Source organism: Cupriavidus sp. 94F1, assembly GCF_057798875.1.
Window position 1 is genome coordinate 338887 of record NZ_JBYOJT010000001.1, and the last position, 26424, is coordinate 365310.

Sequence of the window (26424 nt, forward strand, 5' to 3'; positions counted from 1 at the left end):
ATGCCGGACTTCCACGCCGCCCGCCGCCTGCACCTGCGCCACGCCGCAGCGGCGGCGCTGGCGGTGGCGGCGTACCTGGCACTTCCGGGCTGCACCACCGTGCCCCCGCCGGGCAAGCTCACCCCCGCGCAAGTGGCCGTCCTGAAAAACCAGGGATTCACGCTGACCGACAGTGGCTGGGAACTGGGGCTGCCCCACAAGGTGCTGTTCCGCTTCGACGATGACGTGATCGCGCCCGAGCGCCAGGCCGCGCTGCAGCGCATGGGCCACATGCTGCACGACGCCGGTATCGAATCGCTGCGCATCGACGGGCATACCGACGACGCCGGCACCGTCGAATACAACCTGCTGCTGTCCCGCCGGCGTGCCGAGGCCGTGGCCCGCGTACTGGCGGGCTGTGGCTTTCCGCGTGACCGCCTGGAAATCCGTGGCATGGGCAAGGGGCATCCGATCGCCGACAACCGCACGGTCGCCGGACGCGCCGAGAACCGGCGGGTCGCCATCATCGTGTCGGTGGACTGATGCAGCCGGCCTTTCAGCGCAGATTTTCCGAGGAAAGCCTCTAATTCTGGCCTCCCCCGCCGCGCTGTCGGCGCCGGCTCCCGTGGGCGGCGGACGGCCACGCCCCTGAGGATCGGCCAGGCTGCAATTTCTACAAAAAGCCGGGCAAACCCTGCCCTTCGGCAGTAGGGATCGGCCTTACACTCCCGGGGTGCGCGCGGATGGACGGCAATCGAGGGAGCTTGCCGGTAGCGCGCCATGAATTCCCCAAGATAACGAGAAATAGACAGCATGCGTACCCAGGCGCTGGAACAGGCGATCGATGCCGTGGTCGCCGTCAACGCGCGCAACCAGGTCACCCTGTTCAATGCCGCGGCCGAGGCATTGTGGGGTCTCCAGCGATCGGCCGTGCTCGGACGATGCGCCAGCACCCTGGCGCTCGGCACGCTGAGTGTGCCGGACACTGGCAAGCCCGACTCCGCGCGCCAGATCGCCATCTCCCGGCCCGACGGCACGGTGCGTCATGTATGGATCCATACGACGATCTTCGCGCCGCTCGACGGCGATGCCGGCTTGGACGTGCAGTTCGCCGCCTTTCTGTGCGATCACCAGGACGAACGGGGCGAAACGCTGAGCCCGGCCGGCCTGCGCATGTTGTCGCTGTGCCTCGATCACGCCGAAAACCCGGTCATGATCACCGACGGGCGCGGCATCATCTGCCACGTCAATGGTGGCTTTGCGCGGCTGCTGGGTTACGCCCGGCACCAGGCGGTGGGCCGGCCCTGGCATGAACTGCTGAAGCCGCTCAACGCGCGCGCCGACGTGATCGACACCCTGCTGGCCCCGCTGACGCAGGGCAAGCCGCTCCAGCATGAGTCGCTGGTGGCCGACAAGGCCGGCCAGCCGCGCTGGCTGTCGGTGGCCGTGAGTCCAATCATGGCCCCGCCGCCGTCCGCTGCGATGACAAACACGGTCAGCGTGCTCACGGACATCACCGCCACCAAGGTGCGCGAGTCGATCCAGCACCGCACGCTGGAGGCCTTGGCGCGCGACCTGCCCACCACCGACATCATGGCCGACCTGTGCCGCCGGGTGGAGCGCATGGCGCCGGGGGCCATCGCCGCCGTGATGCGGGTGTCCGACGGACGCCTGAAGCCCGTGGCCATGCCGTCCGCCGACGCCGATGCCATGGCCGCCTTCGATAACATGCCGATCGGCCTGCAAGCGGGCTCGTGCGGCGCGGCGGCCTTCCTGGGCAAGCCCGTGGCCGTCGACGACATCTCACGTGATCCGCGCTGGGAAACGCTGCGCGGCGTGGCGCAGGCCGCCGGCCTGGCCGCAAGCTGGTCCACACCGGTACGGGCCGCCGACGGCCGGGTGCTGGGCACGTTCGGCCTGTGCTTTACGGCGCCGCGCCTGCCAGATGCCTTCCACGAGAACCTGGCGGCGGTGGCCGCCGACCTGTGTGCGCTGGCGCTATCGCGCGACCTGGCGCAGGAACGCATCCACCGGCTGGCCTACTACGATGCCCTGACCGGCCTGCCCAACCGCCAGTTGCTGCTGGCGCGCACCGACGACGCCGTGGCGCGCGCCAACGCCGACGGCACGCCGCTGGCGCTGCTGTTCATCGATCTCAACGACTTCAAGCGCGTCAACGACGTCCAGGGCCATGTGGCGGGAGACCGCTTTCTAATCGAGGTGGCCACGCGGCTGCAGCATGTGGCACACGATCACCATGCCGATGCGATGGTGGGCCGCCTGTCCGGCGACGAATTCGCGGTGCTGCTGCCAGGCCACGCGCGCGATGCCGCGCTGGCTGCCGCCCGGCACCTGCTGCAGGCGCTGGGCGCCCCGGTCGGCATCGGCCATGGGCTCAGCCTGTCGCCATCGGCCAGCATCGGCATCAGCCTGCTGACCGAGCAGGCCCGCGACCGCGAAACGCTACTGCATCATGCCGACCTGGCCGTGTACCAGGCCAAGCGCCAGCGCCTGCGGGACCCCGGCAACCAGGTCTGCCTCTACGACGCGGCACTGGCCCAGCGCCTGGGCGACCGACGCACGCTGGAAGGCGAACTGCGCGAAGCCATCGCCGATGGCCGGCTGCGCATGCACTACCAGCCGCAGATTCACCTGGGCACCGGCCACCTCTGGGCCGTGGAGGCGCTGGCCCGCTGGCCGCACCCGCGCCGCGGCGATGTGTCGCCGTCGGTCTTCGTGCCGCTGGCCGAGGAATCAGGACTGATCGTGGCGCTTGGCTACTGGGCCGTGCGCGAAGCCTGCGCCCAGCTGGCACTGTGGCACGACGCCGGGGCAGCCGTGCCGGCGGTTTCGGTCAACCTGTCGCCGATCTGCATTCGCGACCCCGGCCTGGCCGATGTGGTGGCCCAGGCGCTGGGGACAAACGGCCTGCCGCCCGGCGCCCTGACCATCGAAATCACGGAAGGTGTCTTTCTGGAACAGACGCCCGAGGCGGAAGCCACCATCGCCGCGCTGCGCGGGCTGGGTGTGCGGCTGTCGATCGACGATTTCGGAACGGGGTTTTCGAGCCTGAGCCAGCTCACGCGCCTGCCGGTGGAGGAAATCAAGCTCGATCGCAGCTTCCTGCTGGATCTGGAAACCAGCGAGGCCACGCGCACACTGGTGGAGGCCGTGATCCGCATCGGCCGGTCGCGGCAGCTCAATGTGGTGGCAGAAGGGGTAACCAGCGCGTATCAGCGCCAGTTCCTGCAGGACCAGGGGTGCCACGTCGGGCAGGGATTCCTGTTCGCCCAGCCGTTGCCGGCCAAGGCCATCGAGGGCTGGCAGCCCTTGCCGGTGGCCACGGGGCTGGCGTCCTGACGGGCCCGCCGGGACGGTTCAGTCGCCGAACGGATTGGGCACGGTGCTGGCCGGATCGTCGACGAGATCGAATTCGTCGCGCACTTCATCGACCACCGCGCGGATCGACGCCTCGTAGCCCCGCGCATTGCCAAAGCGCGCCATGTCCCAGTTGCGCCCGCGGGTGTCTCGCGCGTGCGGCTCCGGGTCCGGCACCCGGACCCTTGCACCGTCGTCCGCGATCTCGTCGATGTTCTGGATCCGCCGGCTCACCTCTTCCTTGATGACACGCCGGCTGCGTGCGCGCTTGGCCATGAGCAGCCTCCTATCGGTGGTCTCCCGCAGCGGCCATGCTAGCACGCACCCCCGGCGTGGCGCGATGTGATTACAGCGCCGCCTTGGCAGCCTGGTACGCGGCGTACAGCCGCTCGAAAACCGGGCCCGGCTTGCCGGTGCCGATGGTGGTGCCGTCGATCGTCACCACCGGCAGCAGTTCCTTACTGGCCGACGAGATCATCACTTCATCGGCGCCGAACACCTCGTCTCGCGTGATACGGCGGGCTTCGAACGAGATGTCCATCGCGGCGCATAACTCCTCCATCAGGCCGTAGCGGATGCCTTCCAGGATCAGGTTGTCCTTGGGCGGCGCGGCCACGCGGCCCTGCTTCACGACCCAGACGTTGGACGCCGATGCCTCGGTCAGCATGCCGTCGCGGAACTGGATCGCCTCGGTCACACCTGCCTCGGCGGCCACCTGGGCGGCCAGCACGTTGCCCAGCAGCGACGTGGACTTGATCTGGCAGTTGAGCCAGCGGCGGTCTTCCATCGTCACGCACGCCACGCCCTGCGCCACCGCTGCCGCCGGGGGCAGCGCCATCGGGTTGGTCATGATCAGCACGGTCGGGGTGACTTCCTTCGGGAAGGCATGCGCCCGCCGGGCCACGCCGCGCGTGACCTGCATGTAGATCATCTGGTCGGACATGCCATTGGCCTGCACCACGCGGTCGATCTGTGCCAGCCATTCCGATTCGGTATGGGGGTTCGGAATGCCGATCGCGGCCAGGCTGCGCGCCAGGCGCGCCAGGTGCTGCGCGCCCCGGAACGGCTTGCCGTTGTACATCGGAATCACTTCATAGATGCCATCGCCGAAGATGAAGCCACGGTCGAGTACGGGAATGCGGGCTTCGGACAGCTGGAGAAGATCCCCGTTGAGCAGGACGACGGCTTCGGACATGGTGGTTCTCTTGGCAGGAAAGGAGGATGAACGGCATTTTTCCACATGCCCGACGCTGCCTTTATGCAATTTCGGCATGCCGTACGGTCCAGCCTTCCCACGTCAGGCCCTTAAAAGTTTTTAGATGCGGTCAGCCGTATGAAGTGAATCTTTCTTAATTCACCTGCGGCTTCCCGCAAACGCTTGCTGCCCGCCGAAAGTGGCGTGCTATATTCGCCACGCAGTATTCCCAGAACGCAGTCATTGCTGCGCGACATTCATACAGGGCGCCCCGATATGACGGAAATCGTGTCTGGCCGGCTTCGTGGCTGCATGCGAAGGGCCGTGATGCCAATGGCCTTCCTGGCCGCCTTCCTTCCGGCCGTGCTTCCCCAGGAAGCTGCCGCCCAGGCCGCAGCATCGGCCGCTTCGGCTACCCCGGCACCGGTGGCTTCGGCGACGCCGGATGTGGCGGCGGCGCCTCCCGGAAAGGCCCAGACCCTGACCTTTGCCCAGATGGGCGCCAACTACACGATTCCGCTGCGCGGGGTTGATCCCGACCGCACCCTCAACGTCGGCGTCCGGCTCGACGAGGTGGTGACGGCGGCCAAACTGAAGCTGGTCTTCACGTATTCGCCGTCGCTGGTCTATCCGCTGTCGCACTTGAAGATCCGGCTCAATGACGAAGTGGTGGCCACGCTGCCGCTCGACCCGCAGCATGCAGGCCAGCAGATTTCGCGCGAAATCGATCTCGATCCGCGCTTTTTCACTGACTTCAACCGCATCAACGTGCAGATGATCGCGCACTACACGCTCGATCATTGCGAAGATCCGTACCACTCCAGCCTGTGGACCGACATCAGCCCCACCAGCACGCTGACGCTGACCAAGTCCACCGTCACGCTGCCCGACAACCTGGCGCTGCTGCCGGCGCCCTTCTTCGACCGCCGCGACAACCGTCGCGTCACCGTGCCGTTCGTGCTGCCGGCCAATGCCGATCCGGTGACGCTGCGCGCCGCGGGGGTGGTGGCATCGTGGCTCGGCGCGCTGGCGAGCTATCGCGAGTTGCGCTTCCCGGTGGCGCGCGCCGCCCCGGCCGATGCCCACGCCATCGCCCTGGTACTGCCCAACGCCCAGCCTGACGGCGTCCGTATCGACAAGATCGAAGGCCCCACCGTCAGCGTGCTGCCCAACCCCGCCAACCCGGCCCGCAAACTGCTGGTGCTGGCCGGCCGCACGCCGCAGGAACTGGAAGTGGCGGCCAATGCGGTGGTGCTGGGCAAGGCCGGCATGGCCGGCGCCAGTGCCCTGGTGAAGACCGTGGACCTGGGCAAGCCGCGCCGGCCCTATGACGCGCCGGCCTGGGCGCCCGTGGATCGTCCGGTCATGTTCAAGGAACTGGTGACCGACCCGCAGCAGCTGCAGGTGGCGGGCGCCAGCCCCGATGCGATCCGCGTGAACCTGAAGGTGCCCGCCGACCTGTTCGGCTGGAACGACCGGGCGGTGCCGATGAACATGAAGTACCGCTACACGGCGCCTTCCACCTACAACGACTCGGTGCTCAGCATCGACGTGAACGACCAGCTCGTGCGGTCGTACCGGCTCAAGCCGCTCACCGTGCAGACCGACGAGAACCTCGTCAGCGTGCCGCTGCTGTCGGGCGGCAGCGCCAGCGTCAGCAACGAGATCCTGATCCCCGCGTTCCGCGTGGGCAGCAACAACCAGATGCAGTTCCGCTTCCACATCGACTCCCAGAAGACCGGGCTGTGCTCGTCCAGCGCCGCCAACGTGGCGCGCGCCGCGGTGGACCCCGACTCGTCGATCGACTTCAGCGGATTCCTGCACTACGCCCAGCTGCCGAACCTGGCGTTCTTCGCCAACAGCGGCTACCCGTTCACGCGCATGGCCGACCTGGCCGATACCGCCGTGGTCATCCCCGACGCGCCGGGCGCCATCGACCAGGAGGCCCTGCTGACCGTGCTGGGCCACATGGGCAAGTGGACCGGCCTGCCGGCGCTGCGCGTGACCGTGACGCCGGCCAAGGCCATCGATTCGGTCAAGGATCGTGATCTGGTCATCATCGGCACCGGCAGCGCCGCGCAGGTGCTGCAGCAGTGGGGCAAGTCGCTGCCGCTGCTGATCGAGCGCGGCAAGACCGAGATTGCCTTGCGCGACCAGCGCGCGCACGCCTGGTCGAACTGGCTGAGCGGCGTGGACAACGAGAACATCTCGCCGGCCGGGCGCGCGATCCTGACCGCCGACGGGCCGCTGGCCGCGCTGATCGGCTTTGAGTCGCCCTATGCGGAACGCCGCAGCGTGGTGGCGCTGACCGCCTCCACCGACGACCGCGTGCGCGATGTGCTCGACGTGCTGGAAGACCCCGGCAAGGTGGCGCAGATCCGCGGCGACCTGACCGTGATCCGCCAGCGCGACCTGGAAGGCCTGCGCCTGGGCGATACCTACTACGTCGGCAACCTGCCCTGGTACGCGCGCCTGTGGATGCAGATGTCGGCGCACCCCGCCCTGCTGGCGATTGCCGGCATCCTGGCCGGGCTGCTGGTGGCGCTGACCCTGTTCTGGGCGCTGAGCCGGCTGGCGGCACGCCGCAACGGGGGCTGACATGCGGCGGGCACGGGCCTGGCTGCGGCGCGCCTCCCTACGCTGCGCCATCGCCTTGGCGATGGGCGGCGCGGCCCTGTCCGCCGTGGCGGCCCAGTGCCAGTGGACCGACTGGGACGCCTTTCGGCGCGACACCATCAGCCAGGATGGCCGCGTGATCGATGCCAGCACCAGCCAGCAGGCCACGGTGTCCGAAGGGCAATCCTACGGGCTGTTCTTCGCGCTGGTGGCCAACGACCGCGCCACCTTCGACAAGCTGCTGGCCTGGACCGAGAACAACCTCGCCCAGGGCGACCTGACGGCCCGCCTGCCAGCATGGATCTGGGGCAAGCGCACCCAGGGCGAACAGGCCGGCACATGGGGCGTGATCGACCCGAATCCCGCGTCGGATGCCGACCTGTGGATCGCCTACGCGCTACTGGAAGCCGGCCGGCTCTGGAACGAACGGCGCTATACGGCGCTGGGCACACTGGTAGCGCGGCGCGTGCTGCGCGAGGAAACGGCCGTCCTGCCGGGCCTGGGCCGCACGCTGCTGCCCGGCCCGACCGGCTTTCATCCCGCGCCCGATATCTGGCGACTGAATCCGAGCTATGTGCCGCTGCCCGTGATGCGCCGGCTGGCGGCCGTGCTGGGCGCCGAGGACGGCGCCTGGAAAACGATGGCCGACACCTCGGCGCGGCTGATCGTCGATACGGCGCCGAAGGGCTTCTCGCCGGACTGGGTTCTCTACCGCAAGGGCCATGGCTTCCAGCCCGATGCCGAGACCCGGGCAGACGGCTCGTACAACGCGATCCGCGTCTATCTGTGGGCCGGCATGACCGCTGCGCGCGATCCGTCGCGGACGTCGGTCCTGCACGCATTCCGCCCGATGGCCGACTACGTGGCGGCCCACGGCCATCCGCCCGAACACGTCGACACGCAGGCCGGCACCTTCGGCCCCAATGCCGGCAACGCGGGCTTCTCCGCCGCCGTGGCGCCGTACCTGGCCGCGCTGGGGATGGGCGATGCCGCCCGCGCCCAGGCCGCGCGCGCCCGCACGCTGGCCGCGCAGCCCTCGTTCGGCTACTACAGCCAGGTGCTGGCGCTGTTCGGCCTGGGCCATCTCGACGGACATTTCCGCTTCGAAGCGGACGGCACGCTGGTGCCGGCATGGAAAGCCACATGCCCCGCAACGCGCTAGCCTCCACGCTGGCGCTGTTGCTGGCCAGTTCCGCCATGCCTGCCCTTGCCGCAGACCCCGTCCCCGCCACGCGCGCCGCGCCTTCGCCCCAGATGGCGCAACTGCTGGCATCGGCGCGGATGTGGGAATCCAGGAACCGGGCCGACATGGCGCGCGGCATCCTGGACAAGGCCCTGCTGATCGACCCGAACCAGCCCGAGGCCTTGAAGCTGCTGGGCCTGATCGAGATCCGCTCGAACCGGCCGGCGGAGGCCGAGAAACTGCTCAGGAAGCTGCGCACCGTGGCGCCTGACAGCCCGCAGACGCAGGAGCTTGAAGACGCCTACCGCATTGCCACGCGCGACAAGCGCGAAATGGCCAATGTCCGGCTGCTGTCGCGCAGTGGCCAGGACGACGAGGCGGTGCAGCGGCTGCAGAAGCTGTTCCCGCGCGGCGCCCCGTCCGGCAGCCTGGCGCGCGACTACTATCGCATTCTGGCCGGCACGCCGGCCGGACGCACGCGGGCCATCGCCGAACTGCGCCAACGCTCGCGCGCCAACCCGAACGACATGCAGCTGAAGCTTGCGCTGGGCGACCTGCTGACCGATCGCGAGGCCACGCGCCAGGAAGGGATCGCGCTGCTGTACGAGGTGACGCAACGCCCCGAAGGCGACCGTGCCACGGCGCTCGATATCTGGCGGCGTACGCTGTACCGCGTCAACGAGGACCCTGCCTACTACGTCTGGTTCGAGCGATACCTGAAGGAGGCGCCCGACGACAAGGCCGCGCAGGACACGCTGGCCGCGCTGGGCAAGAAGGTGGCGGCGCAGAAGCAGCTCGAGGCCGACCCGGCCTACCGGGCCAGGCAGCGCGGGCTGGCGCAACTGGAGCGTGGCCAGCTCAAGGAGGCCGACATCGCGCTGCAGCAGGCCTACCAGAAGCGCCGCAACGATGCCGAAGTGGTGGGCGGCCTGGGACTGGTGCGCCTGCGCGAGGGCCGCCACGACGAGGCCCGCGAACTGTTCACGCGCGCCAACCAGATCGATCCCGCCAACAAATGGCGCAGCCTGATCGCCACGGCCACGTTCTGGGGCACGGTGGCCAAGGCGCGCGAGGCGAACCGGCAAGGCAAGCCCGCCGAGGCCGAGCAACTGGCCCGCCAGGCACTGGCCCAGCAGCCGGACAACGAGGACGCGCAGAACATCCTCGCCGAAGCCCTGGTCGCGCAGAGCAAGAACCGCGAGGCGGAAACGTTGCTGCGCCAGATGCTGGCGCGGCCCAAACCGGACGTCGGCGCGCTGCGCACGTTGGTGGGCATCCTGCAGAAGGAAGGCCGCGATGCCGAAGTGGCGCCGCTGATCGCCAGCCAGGCATCGCGCATGAAGGGCTCGGAAGCCGAACTGCGCGCCATGCGGGCAGACCTGCTGTCGGTGCGCGCGGATCAGGCGCTGGCCCGGCAGCAGCGCAGTCCCGCCATCCGCGACCTGGAGGCGGCCATCCGCCTGCGGCCCGACGACCCATGGATGCGCTTTACGCTGGCGCGCGTCTATCGCGACCTGGGCCTGCCCGCGCTGGGCCGCAGCGTCATGGACGACGGCATGCGCGCCGCCCCCGGCAACGAGATGCGCTATGCCAGCGCGCTCTATCTGAACAGTGTCGATGACATCGACGCGGCGGCCGCGACGCTGGCCGCCGTGCCCGAGGCCAGCCGCTCGGAAGGCATGCGCAACCTGGCCCACAACCTGGCCGCCCAGCAGATGCTGCGCGATGCGCGCCAGCGTGTGGCCGAGGGGCGCGACGACGAGGCGCGCCGGCTGCTCGACCAGGCGGCCGTGGAAGCCCGGGACGATCCGCATATGCTGGCTTCGATCGGCCGCGAATGGATTGCGCTGGGCGATGCCGACAAGGGCCTGCGCCTGGTCAGCGACTGGCTGGCTGCCCATCCGGATGCGCCCAATCTCGATATCCGCCTGCGCTATGGCGAACTGCTGGCGGCTGCCGACCGGGACGACGCCCTGCGCCAATGGATCGCCGAATCGACCGCCCTGCCCGGCATCACGGCCGAACAGCGCGCCGACTTTGCGGACCAGTCGTTGCGGCTGGCGCTGCGCGAGACCGATCGCCAGATCGAAGCCGGCGACCTGCGGCGCGCGCAGCAGGTGCTGTACGCGGTGCCGGCCGAACAGCAGGCCGACCGCCGCTGGCTGCTGGAACTGGCGGACCTGCGCCAGGCCGGTGGCGATTACAAGGGCGCGGCCGACGCCGCACGCCAGGTGCTGGCCACGCAGCCGCACGACGCCGGCGCCCAGCTTACGCTGGCCCGGCAGTACGAAGGCATGGGCCAGACGGCCCAGTCGCTCGACATCGTGCGTACGGTGCTGGCCGAAACCCCGGAAGACGACATCGACACGCGGCTGTCGATCGCGCGCCGCTTCACCGCGATGCGCCATGAGGACGAAGCCGCGCAGGTGGTGGACGATCTGGACGCACGCTACCCGGGCCGCGCGGACATCACCGTGCAGCGCGGCCGCATCGCTCAGTCGCGCGGCCACTTCGACGCGGCCGCTGGCATCTATCGCGCCGCGCTGCCGCTGGAGCAACGCGAAAGTGTGCTGCCCGGCCCCGAAGGCACGCCGGCCCAGCGCGCGCTGGCCGGGCTGGAGGCGCGTCGCCAGGGCGAAGTGGCGACGGCCGTCATGCAATCGAACAAATCGGGCGACGACGGCATCTCGCGGCTGCATGCCACCGAGATTCCGCTCTACGTGCGCGTTCCGCACGGGTACGCGGGCCACGCGTTCTTTCATGCGGACACCGTGCTGCTCGATGCCGGCACGCTGCGCGGCGGCGCGCCGGCCAGCAGCCTGGCGTTCGGCAAGATTCCCGCGCTCGGCAATGCCGGGCTGGGCAATATCGGACAGACCGACAAGGGCGTGGCGCTGGCGGCCGGCTACGAATACGACGGCGCCTACAACAGCTGGCGCGCCGATATCGGCACCACGCCGCTCGGCTTCCTCGAAAGCACGGTGGTCGGCGGCTTCCGGTACCGGGCCGACCTGGGCGTGCAGTCGGTGAGCGTCGATGTCTCGCGCCGCGCGCAGACCAGTTCGCTGATCTCGTACGCCGGCGCGCGCGATCCGGTCACCGGCGAGCATTGGGGCGGCATCGTGCGCAATGGCGTCCACCTGCGCTACGCGCGCGACGTGGGCCGCCTCGGGCTGTTTGCCGACGTCGGTGCCGGCCTCTACACTGGTGACAACGTCAAGACCAACCGTGAAGTGACGCTGCGGACAGGCTTCGATGTGCCCGTCTACGCGAAGCGGGACCAGCGCGTGACCAGCGGGCTGGTCTTCAACTGGTGGCACTACTCGGAGAACCAGCGGTTCTACACGTTTGGCCACGGTGGCTACTACAGCCCCCAGCGTTATGTGTCGGTCGGCGTGCCGCTGGACTGGACCGGCCGCTACGCCAGGTGGTCGTGGCGCCTGCTGGGGTCCGCCGGCTGGTCATGGACCTATGAGGATGCGGCCCCGTTCTTCCCGACGCGGCCCGACCTGCAGGCGCTGAGCGGCAATGCCACCTATGGCGGGGGATCGGGCGGCGGGTTCAGCTACACGCTGGGCGCGACGATCGAATACACGGTGGCGCCGCACTGGGTGGTGGGCGCCGGCTTCTCGATCGACCGCTCGCGCGACTATGCACCGAATCGCGCCATGGCCTGGCTGCGCTACCTGTTCGACAAGCGACAGCTGCCGGTACCATTCCCGCCAACGCCGGTGCGGCCATATTCGGCCTACTGAGCGGCACCATGAGCCAGGGACCCGCAATGAATGACGCCGTACGCACCTCCGCCCCACCGCGCACCGCGCCGCCGCGCACGCCGCTGACCGCGCGGCTGCACGCCCGGGCAACGCTGGCCATCGAAGGCCTGGCCCCTGCCCTGGCCACGCTGGCACCGGGCCGTGCGCACGTGGTCTACGCGCGGCCATCCCCGGCACGCGATGCGCTGTTCTGGCAGACCGCCGCCGCCGCGCTGCGCGGCCCCGCCTGCGTGCTGTCCACCCGCGACGCCGGCAACATCGCCGGTGCGCTGCGCGAGCATGGGCTGGATATCGAGGTGAACCGCGCGCTCCACGCGCGGGCCAACCTGTGCGCGCTGCGCCCGGCCGCCGGCCGTACCGGCATCGACGCGCTGATCGAAGCCCTGGACGCCCTCGTCGAGCAGTGCGGCGCGCGCGGCACGACCTTCCTGCTGGAAGGCGCGGAAGCGTTCTTCACCTGGCACGACGCCGCCGCACTGGCCCATGAAGGCGTGCGGCTTTGCGAATGGTGCGCCGACGAACGCTGCGCGCTGCTGCTGGTGATGGCGCCGCCGGCCGCGGCCGAGGGCCAGCCGGCGCCAGACCTGCACGGCTTTCATGGCCGCTTTGCCGGCGCGGTGCAGCTGTCTCAGCAGCAAGGCCAGTACACGTGGGAAGTGGCCTTCTGGCGCGACAACCAGGCGGTGGTGGCCGGCGAGGTGCTGCGCCTGCGCTTCGCGCCCAACGAGCATCGGCTGATGGTGGCATCGGACACCTACAGCGACACGATCGAGGAAGCCGGCATGCTGGCGCCCGACGAGCAACGGGTGATCGTCAGCCGCGAGGCGGTGCTGCGCGAGCGGTATATCCCCGAGGACTGGCGCGTGGTGGACAGCAACGAGGCCGCCGTGGCCACCGCCAGCAAATCGGTGGCGGCCACGGTGGTCCTGCACTACGCCGGCATGCGCGACCTGGAGAATCTGGCCGGCCAGGTGCACCGGCTGCGCCGCAGCGCCGGACGCGCTCTCAAGATCGTGATCCGCGAGGACCGCGAAGCCATGCGCCAGCACTATGAGCTGCTGATGCTGAACCTGGGCGCCAACGCCGTGGTGGCGCAACGCACGCCGTTCGCACGCATGCAGGCCATGATCGACGGGCTGCAAGGCCAGGTGTTCTCGCGGCCGATCCTGGCCGACTATCACAACGCCCTGTCCGCCGTGCTGACCACCACGGCCAGCGGCTACGTCACCGCGTCGACGTTTATCGCGCTGGTGCGCGACGCCGTCGAGCGCAGCCGCATGATCCGGCTGCCGCACGTGCTGCTGGAGTTGCCGCTGCTGCCCGAGGTGGCGCATATCGACGCACTGCGCGCCTGCCAGATGAGCCGGGCCGGCGACCTGTGCACGGCCGGCAGCGACAGCGTCTATGCCTTCTTCTTTGCCTGCCGCATGGACGATGTGGACGCGGTCTGCCAGCGCGTGTTCAAGCGCCCGATGGCCGATCTGTTCCAGGGCGACCTGCGCAGCGGCGACAACGAATCGATTGCCGCCGAGCTAGCCCGGTTCGAGGCCGAGATTGCGGCACTGCCTCCGCCCGACTACAGCACCTGGCTGCCGGCGCAACCGATGCCGCGAGGCCAGGCGGAAGACGCCTCGCCCGGCGCGTCGGGGCAGCCGGCACCGGCAGACCCTGCAGCGGCGGGCGCGACCGGCCTCTCCATCGCCCCTCCGACGGAAGCCGCACCGGTCACGCTGCCCTTGATGGCGCCGCGGCGTGCCGGCCCGGGCGCCGCCCCCCGTGCGCTGCCGGAACATTATCCGGTGCCCCTCAAACGTCAGGACTGACCATGGCTACCTTTCTCGGCTATTTCATCTGGGGACTGATCCTGGCCGCGCCGCTGGCCTGGCTGACCTGGCGTTTCGACCTGCTGCGCTGGCTGCCGCGCTGGAGCGCGCCACGTCCGCGCCGGGCCGTTCGGCTGCCGCCGCAACTCGATGCGCTGGTCATCCGCGGCAAGCGCCAGTCCGGCGGAGGACGCCGATGAGCACGCCAACCCGGACGGAAGCCGCCACCATCGCCATCGTCTCCACCACCGGCGGCGCGGGCCGCAGCACGCTGACCGCCGAACTGGCGTCGCTGCTGACCTGGCGCAAGCATCCGGTGCTGGCCGTGGAGTGCGATCCGCGCAACGTGCTGGGTTTCCACTTCGGCATGCGCGATATCCCGGCCGACGGCATCGGCGCGCACCTGCACGATGCCTCGCCCTCGGCCTGGGCAGCCAGCGGACAACGCAGCGACGACGGCGTACTGTTCGTGCCATGGGGCGACAGCGCGGAGCTGGGCGCAATCGAGCGATTGGCCGCCAACTGGCTGGCGCGCCGGATCGAACAGGTGGACTTGCCGCCCGGCAGCGCCATCTTGATCGACACCGCGCCGTGGCCGTCGGCGTATGCCAACCAGGCCATCGACGCCGCCGACCTGGTGCTGGTACTGGTGCCGGCCCAGCCGGAAACCTGCCTGACGCTGCGTCGCCTGACGGACAGCCTGGAGGCGCGCGGCAAGACCGCGCACTACGTGGCCACGCGGCTCCAGCCGGCGCGCCAGTTGCATGTCGATATCGTGGCCATGCTGCAGGCCACGCTGGGCCAGGCCATGCTGCCCTACCACGTGCATGAAGACAGCAGCGTGCCCGAAGCCCTGGCGCGCAGCGAGTGCTTCAGCCGCAGCACGCCCCATTCGCAGGCCGCGCACGACCTGAATGGGCTGGCATCGTGGCTGTCGGCGTGGATCGAATCGAACGCGCCGGCCGGGAGCCCCGCATGACCGCGCGCCTGCCACGGCTTCGACAGTGGATGGCGTCGGCCCGCCAGCGGCTGGCACGCGAACTCGGCGTGGGCACTGGTACCCATCCGTTGCCCCATGCCGGGGACTGGCTGCTGCGCCTGTTCTTCCGCCCGCCGCGTCCCGGCAAGCCCGACATTCCTGCGGAGTGGGCCACGCTGATCTACCGGCGTTCGGTGGCGCGGCTTGGCATCGGCAAACGCCCATCCGCCGGCACCTGGGTGTGGCGCCTGTTCGTGCGTCCCCCAAAGCCGCGCGTGCGCCTTGCCGCCGACCCGCGCAAGCAGCGCGCCCCCGTGGCGCCCGAACGCACCGGCTGGCTGCGCCGATGGATGGATCGCGTGCTGGAACCGCTGTGGCATGCCGCGTCGCGGCTGCGGCACAAGGTGCTGACGCACCTGCCGCGCCCCGACTGGAATCGCGTGGCCTATGTCACGGAGGCCGTGTCGGCGCGCGTGGGCCGCATTCCGTTCGTGCTGCCGGTGTCGCTCGTGCTGGCCGCCATCGCCGCGCTTGCCGTCAGCACCACGCCGCTTCGCCTGGAGGACCAGGTTCTGCTGTTCGCCGTGGTCTGGCTCGTGCTGAGCGTGGTGCGGCGCGTACCGGGGCATCTGGCCACCATCACGATGATCGCCATCTCCACGCTGATGGCGGGCCGCTACATCTGGTGGCGATCCACCCAGACGCTGCAGTTTGCCAGCGCCATCGAGGCCGCAGTCGGCTACGTGCTGTACGCAGCCGAAATCTATACGTGGATCGTGCTGGCGCTCGGCTATCTGCAGACGGCCTGGCCGCTGCACCGCAAGCCGAAGGCCCTGCCGGCCAACCCCGACCAGTGGCCGACCGTGGATGTCTTCATCCCGACCTACAACGAGTCACTGAGCGTGATCCAGCCGACCGTCTACGCCGCGCGCAGCATGGACTGGCCGGCGGACAAGCTGCGCGTCTTCATCCTCGACGATGGCCGCCGGCCGCAGATCCGCGCCTTTGCCGAGGCCGCCGGCGTGGGTTACCTGACGCGCACCGACAACCGCCACGCCAAGGCCGGCAACATCAACGCGGCGCTGCCGAAAACCGACGGCGACTACATCGCCATCTTCGACTGCGATCACATCCCCACGCGCTCGTTCCTGCAGATGACCATGGGCGAGTTCCTGTCCGATCCGAACTGCGCGCTGGTGCAGACGCCCCATCACTTCTTCTCGCCCGATCCGTTCGAGCGCAACTTCGACACGTTCCGCCGCGTGCCCAACGAAGGCAGCCTGTTCTATGGCCTGATCCAGGACGGCAACGATTTCTGGAACGCCACGTTCTTTTGCGGGTCGTGCGCGGTGATCAAGCGCGGCCCGCTGCTGGAGATCGGCGGCATTGCCGTGGAGACCGTGACCGAAGACGCGCACACGGCGCTGAAGCTGCACCGGCGCGGCTATAACAGCGCCTACCTGCGCACCGTGCAGGCGGCGGGGCTGGCCACCGAAAGCCTGTCGGGCCATATTGGCCAGCGCATCCGCTGGGCGCGCGGCATGGCGCAGATCTTCCGGCTGGACAACCCGATGCTGGGCCGTGGCCTGAAGTTCTTCCAGCGGCTGTGCTACAGCAACGCGATGCTGCATTTCTTCTACGGCATCCCCCGGCTGATCTTCCTGACCATGCCGATCGCCTACCTGTACTTCGGGCTGCATGTGATCAATACGTCGGCACTGCTGATCATGGCCTACGTGCTGCCGTACCTGCTGATCGCCAACATCACCAACTCCCGCCTGCAGGGACGCTTCCGGCATTCGTTCTGGGCCGAGGTCTACGAGTCGGTGCTGGCGTGGTACATCGTGCTGCCCACCACGGTGGCCTTCATCAACCCGCGCGCGGGCAAGTTCAACGTGACGGCCAAGGGCGGCCAGATTGCTGACGACTACCTGGACTGGACGATCTCCAAGCCGTATCTGTTCCTGCTGGCGCTGAACGTGATCGGCCTGGGCGCGGGCATTGCCCGGCTGCTGTTCTGGGGCACCGAGGAGCCCGCCACGGTGCTGATGAACATGGCGTGGGCCCTGTTCAACCTGATGATGCTGGGCGCGGCCATTGGCGTGGCGCGCGAGGCGCGCCAGGTGCGTGTGTCGCACCGCATACCGATGCGCGTGCCCGCCACGCTGCTGCTGCCCGATGGCCGCACGCTGGCCTGCAAGACCGAGAACTATTCGATTGGCGGGCTGGGCGTGGTGCTGCCCATCGACGTGCCGCTGCAGGAAGGTGCGCGGGTTGGCGTGTGCCTGTCGCGCGGCCCCCGCACCTATCATTTTCCGGCCGTGGTCACGCGCAACGTGAACCGGCATCTGGGCGTCCGGATGGAAGACCTGACGATGGCGCGCGAAACGCAGCTGATCCAGTGCACGTTCGGCCGCGCCGATGCGTGGGTCGACTGGCTGGACGACGAGCGCGTGGACGCGCCGCTGCGCAGCCTCAAGGAAGTCATGGAGATGGGCTACCAGGGCCTGCTGCGGCTCTACGACGCCCTGGTCGATGCCGTGGACCTGGTCATGGCGCGACGCCGTTCGCGCCAGCCCTGATCGAGACAACATGGGACTCTGGAACCTCTACTTCCTCGCCAAGCTCTACCTGTTCCACACCGGGCAGATGAAGCCGATATGGCTGCTGAACCTCCTGTTCGCATTGCTGCTGGTCATGCCGATGGAGTCGCGCCCGCTGCGGGTGATCCGGCAGGTGCTGGCCATCGCGGTGGGAGCGGCGCTGGCATGGCGCGAATCGACGCTGCCGCCGTTCGAGCGCGTGATCTCGCAGTTCGCGAACATCCGCGCCTTCACGCCCGCCTATCTGATGGAACTGCTGCAGCGGCTGGTGACGATCCAGATGGTGGTGGCCGTGCTGCTGGCCCTGGTGATCTTCCTGCTGCTCAACCGCTGGCTGCGCACCACCACGTTCGTGCTGATCGCCCTGTTCGCGATGCCGTTCTGGTATGGCCTGGGCGTGACGCTGCCGGGCCGGGGCGCAGCCGTGGCGCAGGCGGCCAACAGCCCGCGCGCGGACATCAACGCCACCAACAACTACGACGCCATCCTGACCGCATTCCGCGAGCAGGAGGCGCAGCGCACGGCTACGGTGTCGCCGCTGACCGCCAGCCCCGACGCGCAGTTCGACGTCATCGTGCTGCATATCTGTTCGCTGTCGTGGGACGACCTGGATGCGGCCAGGAGCCTGAACCACCCGCTGCTGTCGCGCTTCGACTACCTGTTCAAGAACTTCAGTTCGGCGGCCAGCTACAGCGGCCCGGCGGCCATCCGCGTGCTGCGCGGCGCGTGTGGCCAGGCGCCGCACAAGAACCTTTACGACCCCGCCCCGGCCGAGTGCCACATCTTTGCCGATCTGGCGCAGGCCGGCTTTACGCCCCACGTGCTGATGAACCACGACGGCCGCTTCGACAATTTCCGCGGCTTTGTCGACAAGGAGATCGGCATGCCGGGCGTGCAGCCGGAAGCGACCGACGGCGTGCCGGTGGCCATGCGCGCGTTCGACGATTCGCCGGTACTGGGTGACTTCGACACGTTCGACCACTGGTACAGGCAGCGCCTGACGCGGGACAAGACGCCGGTGGCGTTGTACTACAACACCGTGACGCTGCACGACGGCAACCGGCTGCCGGGCAAGCGGCTGACCAGCCTGGAGTCGTATCCGCTGCGGCTCAAGGCGCTGCTGGACGACGTGGACAGGATCATCGACACCATCGCCAAATCGGGCCGCAAGGCCGTGGTGGTGTTCGTACCCGAGCATGGCGCGGCGCTGCGCGGCGACAAGAACCAGATCTCGGGCCTGCGCGAGATTCCCACGCCGAACATCATCCATGTGCCGGTCGGCGTCAAGCTGGTGGGTCTGCCCGGCACCGAGACGCCCCAACCGGTGACCATCGACGCGCCGATGAGCTTTCTGGGGCTGTCGCAACTGGTGTTCAATCTCGTGGCGGACAGCCCGTTCCGGCAGGGCGCGCCGGCGCTGTCGCACTATTCCGACGACCTGCCGCAAACCCAGATGGTCGGCGAGAACGAAGGAACGATCACGATGAAGCGCACCGACGGCTACGTGGTGCATACGCCCGACGGCGTCTGGGTGGAGCAGAAATGAGCGCGCGTCCGATTACCAAATCCATCACCTCGCGCAAGGCGGCCATCGCCTACAACGACATCGACGCGCTGGCCCAGAAGGTGGACGGCTTTGACGGCCGCCACTACTTCGACCAGCAAGGCGAGGTGGAAACGGCCGAAGCCGCGCAACGCTGGCCGCTGCTGGCGCGGGTGTTGGGGCTGCCATCGCTGCCCCGGCGCGCCGCCGCGCCCTCGCTTTGCGCATCGCGAAACGACGGCACTTGATACTGCATTGCGCGCCATTTAAAACCGCTAATGCCGCCACCCCTCGCGAGTAGGGCCTTAAGCCTTGATTTGAAAGGCTTTTCGTCACGGATTCGACATAATGGCCGCCTAGACTCGGGGCCATTTTCCAATTCCCCGCTCGCTCCGTCATGTCCGGATTTCTGGTGGATTCTCCTGCTGCGCGACCGCGCTTCCGGCAGCCGTGCGCGGAGGATCTTGCCGTGTCCACGCCCTCGGTCACCACTGACCATACGAACCAGGACGTGCTGGAAGTCTTTGCGCTGCACCGGGAACTGGCCTGCCTGCCCGTCACCGAGCAAGGCCGGCCCATCGGCCTGATCAACCGGTCGATCTTCCTGTCGCAGATGAGCAAGCCGTACCACCGCGAGCTCTACAACCGCAAGAGCTGTATCGCGTTCATGGACAAGGAGCCGCTCGTCGTCGACGCCGAGATGAGCATCGACGCCCTGACGTTCCGCACAGTGGAATACGGCGAAAAGGCGCTGGCCGACGGCTTCATCGTGGCCCGCGCCGGCCAGTACCTGGGCCTGGGCCACGGCCTGCAGCTGATGCGCGTGGTGGCCGACATGCAGGCCGAGCGCAACCGCCAGATCATGCACAGCATCGACTACGCCAGCACCATCCAGCGGGCCATGCTGCGCACGTCGCGCGAGACCCTGGCCGCCACGCTGGCCGATGCCGCGCTGGTCTGGGAGCCGCGCGACGTGGTGGGCGGCGACTTCTACCACTTTGCCGCCTTCAAGGATGGCTGGTTTGCCGCGCTGGCCGACTGCACGGGCCATGGCGTGCCGGGCGCCTTCATGACGCTGATTGCGTCGTCGCTGCTGAGCCAGGCCCTGGAGCAACTGGGGCCGCGCGACCCCGGCGCGCTGCTGATGGCCGTGAACCGCGGCATCAAGCAGATGCTGGCCCAGACCGGTCGGGAACCACGGCAGACGCCGGACGCATCCGAATCGGACGATGGCCTGGACGCCGCATTCTTCTGGTTCGACAACGCCACGCGGCAACTGACATTTGCGGGCGCGAAGTCGGCGCTGTTCGTGCTGCAGCCCGGCGACACCGAGGGGGCCATGATCAACGGCGCCCGCATGGGCGTGGGTTACGTGGACACCGCCATGGACTACGTCTGGCACAACAGCGCCGTGCAGACGCAGACGGGCACGCTAGTCTTCGTGACCACCGACGGGCTGATCGACCAGATCGGCGGCCCCAGGGAAATTGCTTTCGGCAAGCGCCGCATGCGCGAGGCGATCTGCGCGCAGCGCGACGCATCGGCCACGCGGATCAGCGACGCCGTACTGGACGCGCATCGCACATGGCAAGGCGAACAACGCCGCCGCGACGACCTGACATTCTTCTGCTTCCGTGCGCAATGACATCCGACCTGCGCACCCTACCGCTTGCCCATGACCGCCGCACAATCGATTGACAAGGAATATGAGCCGTTCTTCCAGATGGCTCGGGAACGCAACGTGATTTTCTACTACGTCGGCTATTTTTCGCAGAACATCATCGCCGCCATGTCCGATGCGGTGCGACTGCAGCTTACCGTGAGCGGCGTGGACGGCACCACGCGGCGCAAGCTGTTCTCGTCGTTCGTGGAGATGGCGCAGAACATCGTCCACTATTCGTCCGACTCGCTGACGTCGCCGTCGCAGCCGGACGGGCAGCTGCGCCACGGCTCGGTCTGCATCAGCATGGTGGACGAGCACTACCGCCTGATGTGTTCGAATCCGGTATCGTCCGCCCGCGTCGAGCAACTGCGCGGCACGCTGGACAAGGTGCGGACCATGACCCTGGATGAAATCAAGCGCGCCTACAAGGAAACGCTGCGCGCCGATGCCCCCGAAGGCAGCAAGGGTGCCGGGCTTGGCATCCTGACGATGGCGCGCGACGCGAGCGCACCCCTGGAGTACAACTTTCAGCCGATCGACACGGACCCGGTCTCGACGATGTTCCAGCTCGTCGCCACCATCTGACCCCGACCGATCGCACCGAACCGCCATGGAAAACCTGTTCATCGCCGCCACGCCAAGCTCGCCCGAAGTGAGCTTCGACTTCGCGCGGCACACGCTCTCGCTCAAAGGCGAGTCCTACCCCGAGAATGCCGCCGTGTTCTACGGCGAGGCGATCAGCCGCCTGCGCAAGTACCTGGCCGACTGCGACGACACGGACGTGACCGTGAACGTGGCCCTGACGTACTTCAACAGCTCGAGCACCAAGATGCTGTTCAGCATGTTCGACGCCCTCAACGAGGCGGCCGAGCGCGGCAACCACGTGACGCTGCACTGGTTCCACGACGAAGACGACGACACCATCCTGGAGTTTGGCCAGGAACTGCACGACGACTTCCCCGCCATCGACTTCATCGACGAAGTGACCACCAGCAGTTGAACGCGCCGCGCGACATGCCCCCCGCCGCAGCCATGTCGGAACCCGACCTGTTCGAATCGGAGAACAGCGCCCTGGCCCATGCCAAGGCCGTGTTCTGCGACGTGGACGCCGGGGAGGAAGCCTATCGCCATACGCTGGGCCAGCTGATCAGCTATTACGAACGGCTGATGCGCGAGACGCGCCGCCTGATCCGCCGCAGCGATCGCGAGGAGCTGGAAATGAACCGGCTGAACCACCGGCTGCAGGAACTGGCCCAGGAACTGGAGTATCGCGCCACGCACGATACGCTGACCGGCGCCCTGAACCGCGGCGCCGTGATCGACCGCGCCACCGCGGCGCTGGCGCGCGGCAGCCTGGCGCTGATCGTGCTCGACATCGACCACTTCAAGCGGCTCAACGACGATTTCGGCCATCCGGCCGGCGACACGGTGATCTGCGGCGTCACGGCCTGCCTGAAGGACACGGTCCGTGCCGAAGGCGCGATCGGCCGCGTGGGCGGCGAGGAATTTGCCGCGCTGCTGCCCGATGTCTCGATGGACGATGCGCTGGAGCTGGCCGAGCGGATGCGCTGCGCCATCGCCGGCCACGGGTTTCCGTCACCCGTGAACCGCCAGGTGACGGCCAGCTTCGGCGTGAGCTGGTCAGCCCAGGGCCGCACATTCGAACACGCCTACGGCCGCGCCGACGAGGCCCTGTACGAAGCCAAACGCAGCGGGCGCAACCGCGTGGCCTGCGCCATCACGGCCTGAGCCGATCCACCGGCCCGGCGCCCGCCGCCGCCTGCCCGATTTCTATTGCCTGATCCGCTCCGGGTGCGTGGCGTAGTACGCCAGCACCAGCGATGCGGTGAACGCCATGCCTGCCACGGCAAAGGCAATCAACGTCGGCATGGCAAAACCCCGGCTTTCCTTCGACATGCGAACCTCCTTGAATGGACGTTCTTGCATGGTAGGCGTCCTCGCCCCACTTTGCGAACTGTCTTATAGCGATTACCCGCACGATGGCCGACAGTCGAGGTTGAACATTTTTCAACCGGAGGCCTCAGGCATGACGCCCAGACAGCAAAGACACCGCTCACGCTCCAAAAGACACCGCAACGTCCGCGACGGTGGGATCCTGCGCGGCGAATTTGATGCCAACGTTCGACGGCTCGACGAACGCATGAATCGCATGTTCGCCAAAAGCGACGAACGGTACAGAAAGGAGTGCGAAGCACGCGACGAGCGGCTCAGGAAGGAATGGCAAGAACGAGATGAGCAGCGCAGGAAGGAACGCCAAGAACAAGAGCAGCAGCGCAGGAAGGAGCGCGAAGCACAGGACGCGCAGCGCAGGAAGGAACGCGAAGAACAGGACGCGCAGCGCAGGAAGGAACGCGAGGAATATGACGAGCGGCTCAGAAAGGAACGCGAGGAACAAGACGAGCGGCTCAGCAAGGAACGCGAAAAGCGGAAACAAGAATATGAAAAGCAGTGCAAAGAACAAAGCGAACGGGACAGAAGGGAAGCCGAGAGGCGCATTGAAGAATCCAACCGGCGGACCGACGCGCTGTTGAAGGGCATGGATGAACGCTTCGCCGCGCAGTCCCGTAGCCTGGAGCAGCGGCTCGCCATCGAGCTGAATAACTTCCGCGAAATGATGGCCGTCAATTTGCGTAGCATGGACAAACGCATCGACGACATGAAGGAGCAATTCACGGCCCAGACGATGGCGATACGCGAGGACGTCGTGGAAATCCGCAGGGAATCGAAACTGCTGCGATGGAATATCTGGATCGCGGCCTGCACGACAGTCCTGGGCGTGGCGGGCGCGATGTCTGCGATGAACTCGGTCATCATCAGCGCATTCGAGTCGGGGCGCGGCGCGTCGGCGGCGGTTGCCCGGCGCGCGACGCCGCCTGCAGCGCCACCCGCAACGCCGCCCAGCCCCGCGAACATGACAAATCTGTCACCCGGTAACACCCAGAAGCCAGCCGCATCGTCGGACGTTAGCACTCACACGCCCCTCCACCGTAGGGAAGACGCCGGAGATACATTAAAAGACAATCGGTCTCAGTCATGATTGACCCCATGACATTTCACCCGGCCCGCTCGCCCCCGCGCAGCGGGCATTTTTTTGGGCGAATACTGCCGAGGACGTCCCGTCCGGATGTGGCACTCGGCGGCGGCGCAGGAGCGGAAACGACGATGCCCGCTGGCGCGGGCATCAGAATTCTGGCGGAGAGAGGGGGATTCGCCTACACACCGCAGGCCGCGGATTCGCTTGCAAGCGAATCCCTTCGACTCCCCCACGCAAGCCAAACTATTGGCTTGCTTCTCTCCGGAAACGACGATGCCCGCTGGCGCGGGCATCGAAATCATGGCGGAGAGAGGGGGATTCGAACCCCCGATAGGCTATTAACCTATACACGCTTTCCAGGCGTGCGACTTAAACCACTCATCCATCTCTCCGGGAAGTCCGCGATTATAGCAGAGCAGGCGCGGGTGTCCAGCAGCGATACGCCGGATGATGCCAAAACCCGCCGGACGCCTCCAGGCGTGACATGGCCCCTACCCCTTCCTCAAATAATTCACCAGCCGATCGATCACCGGCGCGTTCCTGGGTGTGATCAGGCTGACCAGTATGGCGGCCGCGAAGCCGGCCGGGACGCCGAATGCTCCGGACGCGATCGGGTCCACGCCGAACCATCGGTTGCCGAAAATGCCGGTCATGCGGGTGAAGAACGGGTAGTTCACGAAGATGTAGTAGACCGCCACGGCAAGGCCGGTCGCCATGCCGGCGACGGCACCGGCGGCTGTGGTACGGCGCCAGAAGATGGCCAGCACCAGCACCGGGAAGAAGCTCGATGCCGCGAGCGAGAAAGCCGCGCCGACCAGGAACAGGATATTGCCGGGCCGTAGCGATGTGACGTATGACGCGAACAGCGCCACGCCCAGCAGCACCACCTTGGCCGTGGTCACGCGGCGCTGATGGGTCGCCTGGCGGTCGATCATGTGGTAGTAGACATCGTGGGACAGCGCGTTGGCGATGGTCAGCAGCAGTCCATCCGCCGTCGACAGGGCCGCGGCCAGCGCGCCGGCGGCGACCAAACCGGAAATCACATAGGGCAGGCCGGCGATTTCCGGCGCGGCCAGCACGATCATGTCGGGCTGGATCAGTATCTCGGCCCATTGCACGATGCCGTCGCCATTCATGTCGCGGATGCCGAATACCGGCGGATCGACCTTGCGCCATTGCACCACCCACTGTGGCAGTTCCGCGTACGGCGTGCCCACCAGGTGCTGGAAAAACTCGACCTTGACCAGCGCCGCCAGCGTCGGCGCCGACACATAGAGCAGCGCGATACAGAACACGGCCCACGCCACGGAATTGCGGCTTTCCTTGACAGATGGCGTCGTGTAGAGCCGCGTCAGGATATGGGGCAGGCTGGCCGTGCCGACCATCAGGCAAAACACCAGCAGCACGAAATTGAGCCGGCGCGTCTTGCGTTCCTGCTCCGACGCCGCGGGATACGGCTCGGTCGATGGCGTGGAAGGCTGGCTGCGCGCCAGGGCTTCTTCCCGCTGCTGCGTCCACTGCTGCAGGGCCGCCGCGGCATCTTCGGGAAACGCCTGCCGTTCGCGCTCCACCGTCTTGATCTCGCGCAGCGGCGCATTGCGGGCGCGCAGCTCCAGCAGGCGCGCATCGAGCAGTTGCCGCTCCTCGTTGAATGACATCGGCAGCCGGGCAATGCGATCCTGCAGGTCGATGGCCTGCTGGCGGAAGATCTCGCGCACCTGCTGTTCCGCGGGATCGCGATCGAGCCGCTTCTCCGCAGCGTCGATCTGCTGGAGCAGGCCGCCATAGCTGACCTGCGGCAACACCTGGTGGTGGTGCTTCCAGGCAATCAGCGACACCGCCAGCAGGAACGCCACGATCAGCATGATGTACTGGGCCACCTGCGTCCACGTCACGGCGCGCATGCCGCCCAGAAACGAACATACCAGGATGCCGGCCAGGCCGAAGAACACGCCCACCGCGAATTCCACGCCGATAAAACGCGTGACGATCAGCCCCACGCCCTGGATCTGGGCCACCAGGTAGACGAACGAACATAGCGATGCCGCCAGTACGGCAATCGCCCGCACGGGGATATTGCCGCCCGGCTTGCCATTGCCATAGCGCGCCGCCAGAAAATCGGGAATCGTATATCCGCCATATTTGCGGAGATACGGCGCCAGCAGGAATGCCACCAGGCAGTAGCCGCCGGTCCAGCCCATCACATAGGCCAGCCCCTCGTAGCCTGACGCGAAAATGATGCCGGCCAGGCCGATGAACGAGGCGGCGCTCATCCAGTCCGCCGCGATGGCCATGCCGTTGAACATGGCCGGCACGCGCCGGCCCGCCACATAGTATTCGTTGAGATCCGAGGTGCGGCAGATCAGGCCGATGCACGCATAGATCGCGATCGTGACGAACAGGAACACGTAGCCCAGCCAGAGCGCATCGGCGTTCGAATGCTCGAGGAGGCCCATCATGCCGACGAAGCCGAACAGGCCGAGCGTGAACAGGCCGTAGTACAGCATCAGCCGGCGGCGAAAGCGCGACTGGGTGTCTGGCATCAGCGCAACGATAAGTGGGAATCAGTGTGGGAAAAAAGCATTGTGCCCGCCCCGGGCGTCGCCGGGGCGGGCACAACGTGGGTCACGC

20 protein-coding genes and 1 tRNA gene are annotated in these 26424 nt (G+C 67.7%); 16 read left to right on the plus strand and 5 right to left on the minus strand.

All coding sequences use genetic code 11. The annotated features are described in order from the left end of the window. The gene (gene yfiB / locus AC3FJ6_RS01510; RefSeq protein ID WP_488770433.1) at window positions 1–522 is read left to right on the plus strand and encodes an outer membrane lipoprotein YfiB; all 522 of its coding nucleotides are present in this window, start codon (window positions 1–3) and stop codon (window positions 520–522) included. Window positions 523–792: 270 nt separating this feature from the next. Further along, on the plus strand, window positions 793–3339 hold the full coding sequence (locus AC3FJ6_RS01515; protein WP_488770434.1) for an EAL domain-containing protein: 2547 nt from the start codon (window positions 793–795) through the stop codon (window positions 3337–3339). Window positions 3340–3357: 18 nt separating this feature from the next. On the opposite strand, the gene AC3FJ6_RS01520 is transcribed toward AC3FJ6_RS01515, so the two are convergent. Together AC3FJ6_RS01520 and AC3FJ6_RS01525 are read right to left on the minus strand one after the other, a co-directional pair. Then, entirely contained in the window at window positions 3358–3633 is a 276-nt protein-coding gene (locus AC3FJ6_RS01520; RefSeq protein WP_488770435.1) for a hypothetical protein, read from the minus strand. 70 nt (window positions 3634–3703) lie between these two features. Then, window positions 3704–4552 (minus strand): D-amino acid aminotransferase, encoded by an 849-nt coding sequence (locus AC3FJ6_RS01525; protein WP_488770436.1) that lies wholly within the window; start codon window positions 4550–4552, stop codon window positions 3704–3706. 327 nt (window positions 4553–4879) lie between these two features. Between AC3FJ6_RS01525 and bcsB the strand changes: the two genes are divergently transcribed. The 13 genes from bcsB to AC3FJ6_RS01590 all read left to right on the plus strand — a co-directional run bounded on the left by bcsB (window position 4880) and on the right by AC3FJ6_RS01590 (window position 22487). Then, window positions 4880–7150: a cellulose biosynthesis cyclic di-GMP-binding regulatory protein BcsB gene (gene bcsB, locus AC3FJ6_RS01530; protein WP_488770437.1), complete on the plus strand. Its 2271-nt coding sequence runs from the start codon at window positions 4880–4882 to the stop codon at window positions 7148–7150. 1 nt (window position 7151) lies between these two features. Beyond that, window positions 7152–8330 carry a cellulose synthase complex periplasmic endoglucanase BcsZ gene (gene bcsZ / locus AC3FJ6_RS01535; RefSeq protein ID WP_488770438.1) on the plus strand — a complete coding sequence of 393 codons (1179 nt, stop codon included), beginning with the start codon at window positions 7152–7154 and terminating at the stop codon, window positions 8328–8330. Further along, entirely contained in the window at window positions 8312–12106 is a 3795-nt protein-coding gene (locus tag AC3FJ6_RS01540) for a cellulose synthase subunit BcsC-related outer membrane protein (protein ID WP_488770439.1), read from the plus strand. The genes bcsZ and AC3FJ6_RS01540 overlap by 19 nt, the downstream gene beginning before the upstream one ends. A 26-nt stretch (window positions 12107–12132) precedes the next feature. Beyond that, window positions 12133–13950 (plus strand): cellulose biosynthesis protein BcsE, encoded by a 1818-nt coding sequence (gene bcsE, locus AC3FJ6_RS01545; protein WP_488770440.1) that lies wholly within the window; start codon window positions 12133–12135, stop codon window positions 13948–13950. Between the two features lie 2 nt (window positions 13951–13952). Next, entirely contained in the window at window positions 13953–14150 is a 198-nt protein-coding gene (locus tag AC3FJ6_RS01550; protein WP_400392254.1) for a hypothetical protein, read from the plus strand. Continuing rightward, on the plus strand, window positions 14147–14929 hold the full coding sequence (gene bcsQ, locus AC3FJ6_RS01555; protein ID WP_488770441.1) for a cellulose biosynthesis protein BcsQ: 783 nt from the start codon (window positions 14147–14149) through the stop codon (window positions 14927–14929). Before AC3FJ6_RS01550 ends, bcsQ begins: the two co-directional genes overlap by 4 nt. Next, window positions 14926–17511, plus strand: coding sequence for a UDP-forming cellulose synthase catalytic subunit (bcsA, locus tag AC3FJ6_RS01560; RefSeq protein ID WP_488770442.1), 2586 nt, complete (start codon window positions 14926–14928; stop codon window positions 17509–17511). Before bcsQ ends, bcsA begins: the two co-directional genes overlap by 4 nt. 10 nt (window positions 17512–17521) lie before the next feature. Continuing rightward, window positions 17522–19078: a cellulose biosynthesis protein BcsG gene (bcsG, locus tag AC3FJ6_RS01565; RefSeq protein WP_488770443.1), complete on the plus strand. Its 1557-nt coding sequence runs from the start codon at window positions 17522–17524 to the stop codon at window positions 19076–19078. Beyond that, a complete protein-coding gene (gene bcsR, locus AC3FJ6_RS01570; protein WP_488770444.1) occupies window positions 19075–19323 on the plus strand; it encodes a BcsR/BcsP family cellulose biosynthesis protein in 249 nt (82 codons plus the stop codon). Before bcsG ends, bcsR begins: the two co-directional genes overlap by 4 nt. 149 nt (window positions 19324–19472) lie before the next feature. Then, complete coding sequence (locus tag AC3FJ6_RS01575; protein WP_488770445.1) at window positions 19473–20720, plus strand: SpoIIE family protein phosphatase; 1248 nt, start codon at window positions 19473–19475, stop codon at window positions 20718–20720. Between the two features lie 30 nt (window positions 20721–20750). Next, a complete protein-coding gene (locus AC3FJ6_RS01580) occupies window positions 20751–21323 on the plus strand; it encodes a SiaB family protein kinase (protein ID WP_488770446.1) in 573 nt (190 codons plus the stop codon). 25 nt (window positions 21324–21348) lie between these two features. Then, window positions 21349–21738: a DUF1987 domain-containing protein gene (locus tag AC3FJ6_RS01585; protein ID WP_066735760.1), complete on the plus strand. Its 390-nt coding sequence runs from the start codon at window positions 21349–21351 to the stop codon at window positions 21736–21738. Between the two features lie 32 nt (window positions 21739–21770). Continuing rightward, window positions 21771–22487: a GGDEF domain-containing protein gene (locus AC3FJ6_RS01590; protein WP_400392267.1), complete on the plus strand. Its 717-nt coding sequence runs from the start codon at window positions 21771–21773 to the stop codon at window positions 22485–22487. A 42-nt stretch (window positions 22488–22529) separates the two neighbouring features. Here the strand turns inward: AC3FJ6_RS01590 and AC3FJ6_RS01595 are convergent, their stop codons facing one another. Continuing rightward, window positions 22530–22685: a hypothetical protein gene (locus AC3FJ6_RS01595; protein WP_153945394.1), complete on the minus strand. Its 156-nt coding sequence runs from the start codon at window positions 22683–22685 to the stop codon at window positions 22530–22532. Between the two features lie 100 nt (window positions 22686–22785). On the opposite strand from AC3FJ6_RS01595, the gene AC3FJ6_RS01600 reads away from it, so the two are divergent. Then, window positions 22786–23796, plus strand: a complete 1011-nt coding sequence (locus tag AC3FJ6_RS01600) for a hypothetical protein (protein WP_488770447.1) — start codon at window positions 22786–22788, stop codon at window positions 23794–23796. A 298-nt stretch (window positions 23797–24094) separates the two neighbouring features. Here AC3FJ6_RS01600 and AC3FJ6_RS01605 read toward each other — a convergent pair. Continuing rightward, window positions 24095–24185: transfer RNA gene (locus AC3FJ6_RS01605), tRNA-Ser, on the minus strand. A 99-nt stretch (window positions 24186–24284) separates the two neighbouring features. Further along, on the minus strand, window positions 24285–26336 hold the full coding sequence (locus tag AC3FJ6_RS01610; protein ID WP_488770448.1) for a VC_2705 family sodium/solute symporter: 2052 nt from the start codon (window positions 26334–26336) through the stop codon (window positions 24285–24287). Window positions 26337–26424 lie beyond the last annotated feature (88 nt).